The sequence below is a fragment of the Micromonospora sp. DT47 genome (assembly GCF_049844475.1).
Taxonomy (GTDB): domain Bacteria; phylum Actinomycetota; class Actinomycetes; order Mycobacteriales; family Micromonosporaceae; genus Micromonospora.
In genome coordinates this window covers 110840-120178 of record NZ_JBNCLC010000018.1, presented here as the reverse complement: position 1 = coordinate 120178, position 9339 = coordinate 110840, and the positions used below count along the sequence as shown (strand labels likewise).

Annotated in this window: 9 protein-coding genes and 1 pseudogene; 6 read left to right on the top strand and 4 right to left on the bottom strand. The window is 74.6% G+C overall.

What is annotated here, in order from left to right:
• Nucleotides 1–108: 108 nt before the first annotated feature.
• The 3 genes from ACLQ2U_RS23995 to ACLQ2U_RS23985 all read left to right on the top strand — a co-directional run bounded on the left by ACLQ2U_RS23995 (nucleotide 109) and on the right by ACLQ2U_RS23985 (nucleotide 4055).
• Complete coding sequence (locus ACLQ2U_RS23995) at nucleotides 109–459, top strand: GTPase (protein WP_425752987.1); 351 nt, start codon at nucleotides 109–111, stop codon at nucleotides 457–459.
• 402 nt (nucleotides 460–861) lie between these two features.
• The gene (pta, locus tag ACLQ2U_RS23990) at nucleotides 862–2937 is read left to right on the top strand and encodes a phosphate acetyltransferase (RefSeq protein WP_425752986.1); all 2076 of its coding nucleotides are present in this window, start codon (nucleotides 862–864) and stop codon (nucleotides 2935–2937) included.
• Nucleotides 2934–4055: an acetate/propionate family kinase gene (locus ACLQ2U_RS23985; protein ID WP_425752985.1), complete on the top strand. Its 1122-nt coding sequence runs from the start codon at nucleotides 2934–2936 to the stop codon at nucleotides 4053–4055. The genes pta and ACLQ2U_RS23985 overlap by 4 nt, the downstream gene beginning before the upstream one ends.
• A 249-nt stretch (nucleotides 4056–4304) precedes the next feature.
• Here ACLQ2U_RS23985 and ACLQ2U_RS23980 read toward each other — a convergent pair whose 3' ends face one another.
• Nucleotides 4305–4478: a hypothetical protein gene (locus ACLQ2U_RS23980; RefSeq protein WP_425752984.1), complete on the bottom strand. Its 174-nt coding sequence runs from the start codon at nucleotides 4476–4478 to the stop codon at nucleotides 4305–4307.
• Between the two features lie 158 nt (nucleotides 4479–4636).
• Between ACLQ2U_RS23980 and ACLQ2U_RS23975 the strand changes: the two are divergent.
• The 3 genes and pseudogenes from ACLQ2U_RS23975 to ACLQ2U_RS23965 form a co-directional block, all read left to right on the top strand.
• Nucleotides 4637–4903: pseudogene (locus ACLQ2U_RS23975) on the top strand (alpha/beta hydrolase family protein); the annotation flags it as partial.
• 248 nt (nucleotides 4904–5151) lie between these two features.
• Entirely contained in the window at nucleotides 5152–5523 is a 372-nt protein-coding gene (locus ACLQ2U_RS23970; protein WP_425752983.1) for an alpha/beta hydrolase, read from the top strand.
• Nucleotides 5524–5595: 72 nt separating this feature from the next.
• Nucleotides 5596–6561, top strand: a complete 966-nt coding sequence (locus ACLQ2U_RS23965; RefSeq protein ID WP_425752982.1) for an alpha/beta hydrolase family protein — start codon at nucleotides 5596–5598, stop codon at nucleotides 6559–6561.
• A 27-nt stretch (nucleotides 6562–6588) separates the two neighbouring features.
• Here the strand turns inward: ACLQ2U_RS23965 and ACLQ2U_RS23960 are convergent, their stop codons facing one another.
• The 3 genes from ACLQ2U_RS23960 to ACLQ2U_RS23950 form a co-directional block, all read right to left on the bottom strand.
• A complete protein-coding gene (locus ACLQ2U_RS23960) occupies nucleotides 6589–7551 on the bottom strand; it encodes a zinc-binding dehydrogenase (RefSeq protein ID WP_425752981.1) in 963 nt (320 codons plus the stop codon).
• A 66-nt stretch (nucleotides 7552–7617) separates the two neighbouring features.
• On the bottom strand, nucleotides 7618–8796 hold the full coding sequence (locus tag ACLQ2U_RS23955; protein WP_425752980.1) for an NAD(P)-dependent malic enzyme: 1179 nt from the start codon (nucleotides 8794–8796) through the stop codon (nucleotides 7618–7620).
• A 139-nt stretch (nucleotides 8797–8935) separates the two neighbouring features.
• Nucleotides 8936–9286, bottom strand: a complete 351-nt coding sequence (locus ACLQ2U_RS23950; RefSeq protein ID WP_425752979.1) for a S24 family peptidase — start codon at nucleotides 9284–9286, stop codon at nucleotides 8936–8938.
• Nucleotides 9287–9339 lie beyond the last annotated feature (53 nt).

Sequence of the window (9339 nt, the reverse complement as noted above, 5' to 3'; positions counted from 1 at the left end):
CAGGCCTGGACCCTCTACCGCTGGGACACCCGCTCCACCCGCCGACCATGAACCCGCCTAATTGCGCGACCTCTTAGGGGCGACGGGTCGATCACCGGGGGCGGGTCGGTGGTCGGCGGAGCCGTGCTGGGCGGCGCGGTCGTCGGGGGCGTGGTGGTCGTCGGCGGCGCCGCGGGGCTCCGGGTGGGGCGCGGGGTGCCGGTGACCGCCGCCGGGGGCCGTGCGCTCCTGGTCGATGTGGACCGGGGGGCGGACCCGCCGCGGGCCCCCGTCGAGGGCTGTCCGGCGGTCGCGGTGGGGGCCTGCGTGGCCGGGGTGACCGGCGCGGCGGGTGGCGGTTGCCAGGGCGGCTGCGTCGTCTCGACGAAGGGGAGGACCGTCTCCGGGCTCACCGGTCCCCCGGCGAAGCTCACGCCGACCATCCCGGTGTACGCCAGCCCCACCAGACCGACGGCGTAGGCGAACCGGCGCAGGCGCCGCCGACGCCGCCCGCTCGGATCGACGAAGACCGGCGGTAGCTCGGGAACCGCGGCCATGAGGGTGGTCGGGCTGTCGTCCGTCGGGCAGTGGGTCACGGGCTGCACGACGGTCGGACTCTCGGTCACCGTCAGGACGGCGGTCGGCCCCTCCGGCACGGACAGCGTGACGGTCGGACTCTCGGTCACCGTCAGGACGACAGTCCTACCGTCGGCCACGACGGGGAGGTCGGTCACGGACCGCACGTCGGGCACGGGTGGGACGTCCGTCGGCCTGTCGGTCACGGGAGGCAGTCTAGATGCGGGGTTCACTCACGTTCTTCCCGTGTGTCCCGTCTGACATGCGCAACGGGCGGCCGGCACCACGACCTTGTAGGTTGACTGCGTGGCCCGCAGTGTCTACCTCACCAGCGTGGGTTCTGGCGGAGGAAAGTCGACTATCGCGCTCGGCCTCGCTGAGCTGCTCTCCCGACAGGTCGAGCAGATCGGCGCGTTTCGCCCGCTGGTCTCCGGAACGGGTCCGGACCCCATCCTCGCCTTGCTGAGCGACCGTTACCGCGTCGGCGTTAGGCCGTCGGAACTCGTCGGGACCACCTACGCCGAGGCGGCCGCGCTGGTTGCCGACGGCAAGCGGGAGGAGCTGATCTCCCGGATCGTCGAGCGCTACCGCGAGGTCGAGCGGCGCTGCCCGGCGGTGGTCGTGGTGGGCAGCGACTTCGCCGACGGCGGCGACGGCGCGGGCCCCCGGGAGCTCGCCTTCAACGCCCGGCTGGCCACCGAGTTCGGCAGCGTGGTGGTGCCGGTGGTCGACGGCTTCGGGCAGCAGCCGGAGGCGATCGCGGCCGCCGCGCGCGGGGCGTACCACGATCTGGAGGACCTGGGCGCGACGGTGCTGGCGGTGATCGCCAACCGGGTGCCGGGGGCGATGACGCTGCCCGAGCTGCCCGTCCCCGCGTACGCGATCCCGGAGGTGCCGACCGTGTCGGCGCCGACGGTGGCCGAGGTGGCGGCGGCGCTCGGCGCCACCCTGCTGGCCGGGGACGACGCCGCGCTCGGCCGGGACGTGCTCGACTACGTCGTCGGCGCGGCGCACGTGCCCACCCTGCTCGGCCACCTGACCGAGGGCGCGCTGGTGATCACCCCGGGCGACCGGGCCGACCTGCTGGTCGCGGCGAGCGCCGCGCACGTGGCCGGCCAGGTCTCGGTGGCCGGTCTGGTGCTCACCCTCGGCGAACAGCCCGACCCCCGGGTGATGCGGCTGGTCGAGGGGCTGAACACCGGCCTCGCCGTACTGTCGGTGCTCAGCGACAGCTACGACACGGTGGCCGCGTCCAGCCGGATCGAGGGGCGGCCCAGCGCGGCCAACCCGCGCAAGGTGGAGGCGGCGCTCGGCGCGTTCGAGAACAACGTCGACACCGTCGACCTGGCCCGCCGGCTGTCGGTCAGCCGCTCCGAGCGGGTCACCCCGCTGATGTTCGAGTACGACCTGATCGACCGGGCCCGGGCGAACCGCCGCCGGCTGGTGCTGCCCGAGGGGACCGAGGAGCGGATCCTGCGGGCGGCGGAGATCCTGCTCCGCCGGGGCGTGGCCGACCTGACCCTGCTCGGCCGCCCCGACGACGTCGCCCGGCGCACCCGCGAGCTGGGCATCGACGTGACCGGCGCGGACGTGGTCGACCCGACCACCAGCGCGTGGCGGGACGAGTTCGCCGCCGGGTACGCCAAGCTGCGCACGCACCGGGGCGTCACGGCCGAGCTGGCCCACGACATCGTGGCGCAGCCCAACTACTTCGGCACCATGATGGTGGCGACCGGGCACGCCGACGGCATGGTCTCCGGGGCCACCCACACCACCGCCGCCACCATCCGCCCGGCGTTCGAGATCATCCGGACCGTGCCGGGGGTCTCGGTGGCCTCCAGCGTCTTCTTCATGCTGCTCGCCGACCGGGTGCTGGTCTACGGCGACTGCGCGGTCAACCCGGACCCGGACGCCGCCCAGCTCGCCGACATCGCCATCTCCTCGGCCGACACCGCTGCCCGGTTCGGCATCGAACCACGGGTGGCGATGCTGTCGTACTCCACCGGGGACTCCGGGACGGGCGCGGACGTGGAGAAGGTCGCGGCCGCCACCGAGCTGGTCCGGGCCCGCCGGCCCGACCTGCTGGTCGAGGGCCCGATCCAGTACGACGCGGCGATCGACCCGCAGGTGGCGGCGGCGAAGCTGCCGGAGAGCACGGTGGCCGGCCGGGCGACGGTCTTCATCTTCCCGGACCTGAACACCGGCAACAACACGTACAAGGCGGTGCAGCGCTCGGCGGGCGCGGTCGCGGTCGGCCCGGTGATGCAGGGCCTGCGCCGGCCGGTCAACGACCTGTCCCGGGGCGCGACCGTCGCCGACATCGTCAACACCGTGGCGATCACCGCCATCCAGGCGGCCGCCTTGCCGGAGGAGGCCCCGTGACCGACCGCGTGCTGGTGCTGAACTGCGGGTCGTCGTCGGTGAAGTACCGGCTCTACGACGGCGAGACGGTGCGGGACAAGGGCACCGTCGAACGGGTCGGCGAGCCGGGCGGCGGACCGGCCGACCACGCCACCGCCGTCCGGGAGATCCTGGACCGGCTCGACCTGGGCGGGCTGGTCGCGGTCGGGCACCGGGTGGTGCACGGCGGCCGGAAGTTCAGCCAGCCGGTGCTGATCGACGACGGGGTCTTCGCCGCGATCGAGGAGCTGGTCCCGCTCGCCCCGCTGCACAACCCGGCGAACCTGGCCGGGATCGAGGTGGCCCGGGAGGCCCTGCCGGACATGCCGCAGATCGCGGTCTTCGACACCGCGTTCCACCACACCCTGCCGGAGGCCGCCGCCACCTACGCCATCGACCGGGACACCGCCGAGCGGTACGGGGTCCGCCGGTACGGCTTCCACGGCACCTCGCACGCGTACGTCTCCCGGCGCACGGCGGAGCTGCTGGAGCGCCCGTACGAGGAGTTGAACACGATCACCCTGCACCTGGGCAACGGGGCGAGCGCCTGCGCCGTCTCCGGCGGTCGCAGCGTGGCCACCTCGATGGGGATGTCGCCGCTGGAGGGCCTGGTGATGGGGACCCGCAGTGGCGACCTGGACCCGACGGTCGTCTTCCACCTGCGCCGCGAGGGCGGGCTGGGCGTGGACGAGATCGACGACCTGCTCAACCACCGCAGCGGGCTGCTCGGCCTGACCGGGGTCAACGACATGCGCGAGGTGCTGGAGCGGCGGGCCGCCGGGGACCGGGCCGCGGCGCTCGCCTTCGACGTCTACTGCCGCCGGATCACCGGGTACGTCGGGGCGTACTACGCCCTGCTCGGGCGGGTGGACGCGATCACCTTCACCGCCGGGGTGGGCGAGCACGCCGCCCCGGTCCGGGCCGCCGCGCTGGCCGGACTGGACCGGCTCGGCATCACCGTGGACCCCGACCGCAACTCCGGCGACGGCGACCGGATCATCTCGCCGGACGGCGCCGAGGTCAGCGTCTGCGTGATCGACACCGACGAGGAGCGGGAGATCGCCCGGGAGACCCGGGCCGTCGTCGCGGCGCGCGGCTGACCTCGCCGCCGCTCGCTGGTTGGTGGACGCGGACCGCCGACGGGTGCCGGTCCTGACGGTCCCGGGTCACCACCCGGCTCGGCCCGGGCACGGGTACCACTCCCTGTGGAGCTGATGTCGCAAACGATTCATCGCGGTAGGTGGTCCGTGGCGCGCCGCCGCCGCGGCGACGGATGGCTGAGTCGTTCACGACATCAGCTCCACAGCGTCTCCGGAGACCGTCCGCGGCCCGATCGACACACCGGGAGTTCAGCTCAAGGCGAGCCAGGCGGCCACGGCCACCAGCACCGCCGCGACCACGGCCGCGCCGACGATCAGCGGCAGCCGGGACGCCGTCGGGGCCGGCGTGGCGGACTCCGGGGCGTGGACGAACGCCCGGAACTGCTCGGTGTTGCCGCTGGGGTCCACGTACTCGTCAGACATGCCGGAGACCCTAGCGAAACCGCGCGTCCCGCACCGTCCCGCCGGGCCGAGGGTAACCGGTCCGATCCGAGCGGTGGAGGCGAAGCGGACCGGGTGGCGGGGACCACGCGGTCCGGACGGCGGGACCGGGGCCGCCCCCGGCCACCTACCGTGAAGGAATGGGGGTGCAGCGGCTGGTCGCCGCGCTGATGACAGCGCTGCTGACCGGCTGCGGCACGGCCGCCGCCGCGGTCGAGGGGCCGCCGCCGGACCGGCACGCGCCGGACCGGGTGCACCCCGTCGCGGTACGCACCCTGACCATCGACCCGGCCGGTCCCCGGCCGCTGCCGGTGACCCTCTGGTACCCGACCGAGAACGGCCAGGTGGCCCCCGGGCGGTTCCCGGTGGTGGTCTACAGCCACGGCCTGAAGAGCCTCCCCGAGCTGCACTCCGGGCTGACCAGCCGGTGGGCCGCCGCCGGGTTCGTGGTCGCCGCGCCGGCCTACCCGAACACCAACCTCCACAGCCGGCACTTCAGCCGGGCCGACGTACGCCACCAGCCGGCCGACGGCTGGCGGTTGATCCGGTACCTGGTCCGGCTCGACGCGCGGGCGGACGACCCGCTCGCCGGGCACCTGGACGTGACCCGGTCGCCGCGGCCGGCCACTCGGCGGGCGGCTTCACCACCGCCGGGATGTTCACCTCGGGCCACTCCGCGCGGCTGCGCTCCGGGATCGTCATCGCCGGCGGCGGGCTGGCCGGCAGCTTCGCCGGCCCGGCCGCTCCCCTGCTCTTCGTGCACGGCACCGCCGACCCGGTCGTACCGCTCTCCGTCGGCCGGGCCGCCTACGAGCGGGCCACCGGGTCGGCGGCCTTCCTCGGCGTGCTCGGGCAGGGGCACGGGGAATACCTCACCCCGGGCCGCCCCGGCTTCGACCCGGTGCTCGCCACCACCACCGACTTCCTCCGCTGGACCCTCTACGACGACCGGGACGCCGCCCGCCGCCTGCCCGTCGACGCGGTCCTGCCCGGCGTCACCACCCTCGACGACCGCCTGCACCGCTGAACCGGTCATCCGCGGCTCACACTGCGTCCAACCGTGGCCGGGCACCGCGCCGGCCAGGGCACAATCGGATTCATGTCTCGTCGCCGTACCCCGCTCCTGCTCGCCGCCGCGCTGCTCAGCGTCGGTCTCGCCGGCTGCTCGGCAGCGGCCCCGACCGTCCGGCCCGCCGCGCCGCCGGAACCGCCGAGGGCCACCGTCCCGGCGCCGCGGGTTCCCGCCGGCACCGCGCCGGCCAAGCCCTTCGCGGTCGGCGTACGCCAGCTGAAGCTGAACCGCGACGGCAGCCGCCCGCTGCCGGTGACCCTCTGGTACCCGGCCCGGGGCGAGGCCGGCGGCGCGGCGGAGCGCGGGGCGACGGTGGCGGCCGGCCGGTTCCCGGTGGTGATGTTCAGCCACGGCCTGAGCGGCCGGCCGGACGACTACCGGGAGCTGCTGACCCGCTGGGCAGCGGCCGGCTTCGTGGTCGCCGCGCCGACCTTCCCGCACACCACCCGGGGCGCCGACGGCAACGTCCTCGACGTGCTCAACCAGCCGGCCGACGTCTCGTACGCGCTGGACAAGGTGCTCGCGCTGGACGGGAAGGCCGGCGACCCGCTGCGCGGCCGGCTGGCCACGGACCGGGTGGCCGCGGCCGGGCACTCGGCCGGTGGGGTGACCACCATCGGGCTCTTCACCGCGGGCCGGGACAAGCGGCTGGACGCCGGCGTGGTCTTCGCCGGCACCGCGCTCGGCGTGGGCACCGCCTTCGCCGGGGCCGCCGCCCCGCAACTCTTCGTGCACGGCGAGGCCGACGAGGTGGTCGACTACGCCGCCGGGAAGGCGGTCTACGACGCGGTGCCCTGGCCGAAGGCGATGCTCAGCCTGCCGAAGGGCGACCACGGCCGGGCGCTGCTCACCGACGGCACCGCCCTGCGGGTGATCTCCGACACGACGGCGGAGTTCCTCCGCTGGACCCTCTACGGCGACGAGGCCGCCCGGAAGCGTCTCCCCCAGGAGGCCGCCCGCAACGACATCGCCACCCTCGACGATCACCTCTGACGCAGCCCCTCGGGGCGCTCTGTCCCGTCAGGCGGTGTGGTCGACGACGACCTTGCCGAAGACGTCGCCGGAGTGCAGGCGGGCGAAGGCGTCCGCCACCTTGCTGAACGGCACCACGCTGTCCACCACCGGGCGCACCTCGTGCTCGGCGCAGAAGGCCAGCAGCTCGGTCAGCTCGTCCGGGGTGCCCATCGAGGTGCCGAGGATCTCCAGCTGCATGGCGAAGACCCGGCGCAGGTTGACCTTGGGCTCGTGCCCGGCGGTGGCGCCGGAGACCACGATCCGGGCCATCGGGGCGGCGGACTTCAGCGAGTGGTCGAAGGTGGCCGCGCCGACCGTCTCGATCACCACGTCGACCCGCTCGGGCAGGCGCGCGCCCGGTTCCAGCGCGGTCGCCCCCAGCTCGGCGATCCGCTCCCGCTTGCCGGCGTCCCGGCTGGTCGCGTACACCCGCTTGCCGAGCGCCAAGCCGAGCGCGACGGCCGCGGTCGCGACGCCGCCACCCGCGCCCTGGACCAGCACCGACTCGCCGTCGGCGACCCGACCCTTGGTGGTCAGCATCCGCCAGGCGGTGAGCCAGGCGGTCGGCAGGCAGGCCGCGTCGGTCGCCGACAGGCCCGCCGGCAGCGGCAGCAGGTTCATCCGGGGTACGGCCACCCGCTCGGCGAAGGTGCCGGCGAAGTGCTCGGAGAGGATGGAGACGCCGCGCGGGTCGCCCGGGGTGGGCACCACCGGGTAGATGACCACCTCGTTGCCGTCCGGGTCGGTGCCGACCGCGTCGCAGCCCAGGATCATCGGCAGCTGGTCGGCGCCCAGCCCGACCCCGCGCAGCGACCACAGGTCGTGGTGGTTGAGCGAACTGGCCCGTACCTGCATGGTCACCCAGTCCTCGTCCGGGTGGGTCGGCTCGGGACGGTCACCGACGGTGAGCGCGGCGAGCGGGTTGTCGGCGTCGAAGCGGGAGGCATAGGCGGCACGCATGCTGGGCACCGTAACAAGGACGGCGGGCGACAAGAAGGGCCCGGGCCGTGGCGGCCCGGGCCCTTCCGCCGATGTTCAGGCGCGGGCGACGCCGTCGCGGCGGGCGGCCTCGGCGACGGCCTCGGCCACCGCCGGGGCGACCCGCGGGTCGAGCGGGGACGGCACGATCGCGTCGGCGGTGAGCGACTCGGCCACCACCCCGGCGATCGCGTCCGCCGCGGCCACCTTCATCCCGTCGGTGATCCGGGTCGCCCGGGCGTCCAGCGCGCCCCGGAAGACACCGGGGAAGGCCAGCACGTTGTTGATCTGGTTGGGGTAGTCACTGCGGCCGGTGGCGACCACCGCGACGTGCCGGGCGGCCACCTCGGGGTGCACCTCCGGGTTGGGGTTGGCCAGCGCGAAGACGATGCCGCCGGGGGCCATCCCGGCCACCGCCACCTCCGGGATCTGCCCGCCGGAGACGCCGACCAGCACGTCCGCGCCGCGCAGCGCCTCGGTGATGTCGCCCTGCCGGCCCTCGGCGTTGGTCGTCCCGGCGAGGTGGGCCTTGGTCTCGGTCAGGTCGGCGCGGTGTCGGCCGATGATGCCCTTGGAGTCGCAGACCACCACCTGGTCGGGATTCACTCCGCCGGCCACCAGCATGTGCGTGACGGCCACCCCGGCCGCGCCGGCGCCGCTGACCGTGACCCGCAGGTCGCCGAGCTTGCGGTTGAGCAGGGTCGCCGCGTTGCGCAGCGCGGCCAGCACCACGATCGCGGTGCCGTGCTGGTCGTCGTGGAAGACCGGGATCGGCAGCGCCTCGTCCAGCCGGCGCTCCACCTCGAAGCAGCGCGGGGCGCTGATGTCCTCCAGGTTGATCCCGCCGAACGAGGGGGCGAGGGCCTTCACCGTCGCCACGATCTCGTCCACATCCTGGGTGTCCAGGCAGATCGGTACCGCGTCCACGCCGGCGAACTGCTTGAACAGCACCGCCTTGCCCTCCATCACCGGCAGCGCCGCGCGGGGGCCGATGTTGCCCAGCCCGAGTACGGCCGAGCCGTCGGTGACCACCGCGACGGTGTGCGACACCCACGTGTAGTCGTCGGCCAGGGCCGGGTCGGCGGCGATCGCCTCGCAGACCCGGGCCACACCCGGGGTGTACGCGAGGGAGAGGTCCTCCCGGCTGGTCAGCGGGACCGTCGAGGCGACGGCCATCTTGCCGCCGAGGTGCAGCCGGAAGACGGGATCAGCGGGATCCACGGTGGACGCAGACATGGTGACTCCAGGATCTGTCGAGCAGACGGAGCGGCCGGCGCGGTCGCGAGGTGAGGCGGAAGCGGCGGCACGCGGTGCGGGGGTCACCCGGGCACCTTCCGAGCATAGTGTGGACACCGGTGCCCGGATGTGAGCAGGGTCATAACGGTGGGCGACGAATCCGTCCCGGGCGCGGCCAGTAGCGGGCCACCACCCGGCCCAGCACGTCGGCCACCCCGTACGCCCGGGAGTCGTCGGTGACCAGTTCGTTGTCCCCGCGTACCCACCAACCGCCGTCCTGCGGTCGGACCGCGCGCTTGACCACGAGCAGCCCCGGCCGGGTGCGGAAGACCGCGACCACGACGTCGCCGGGCCGGACCGGCCGGCCGCCCGGACGGACCAGCACCGCGTCGCCGTGCCGCAGCGTCGGCGACATGGACGGACCGGTCACCCCCACCGCGGTCAGCGGCCGGCGTAGCCGGGCCGGCGGACCGGCCTCCTCGACCGTCACCAGGTTTCCCCTCCGCCCCTGCCGGGGACGTCCCCAGGAGTAATGTCGGCTTG

Coding starts and splice junctions, on each gene's coding strand:
- ACLQ2U_RS23970 (WP_425752983.1), top strand. CDS start 5,152: ATGTTCACCTCGGGCCACTCCGCGCGGCTGCGCTCCGGGATCGTCATC.
- ACLQ2U_RS23980 (WP_425752984.1), bottom strand. CDS start 4,478: ATGTCTGACGAGTACGTGGACCCCAGCGGCAACACCGAGCAGTTCCGG.
- ACLQ2U_RS23955 (WP_425752980.1), bottom strand. CDS start 8,796: ATGTCTGCGTCCACCGTGGATCCCGCTGATCCCGTCTTCCGGCTGCAC.
- ACLQ2U_RS23965 (WP_425752982.1), top strand. CDS start 5,596: ATGTCTCGTCGCCGTACCCCGCTCCTGCTCGCCGCCGCGCTGCTCAGC.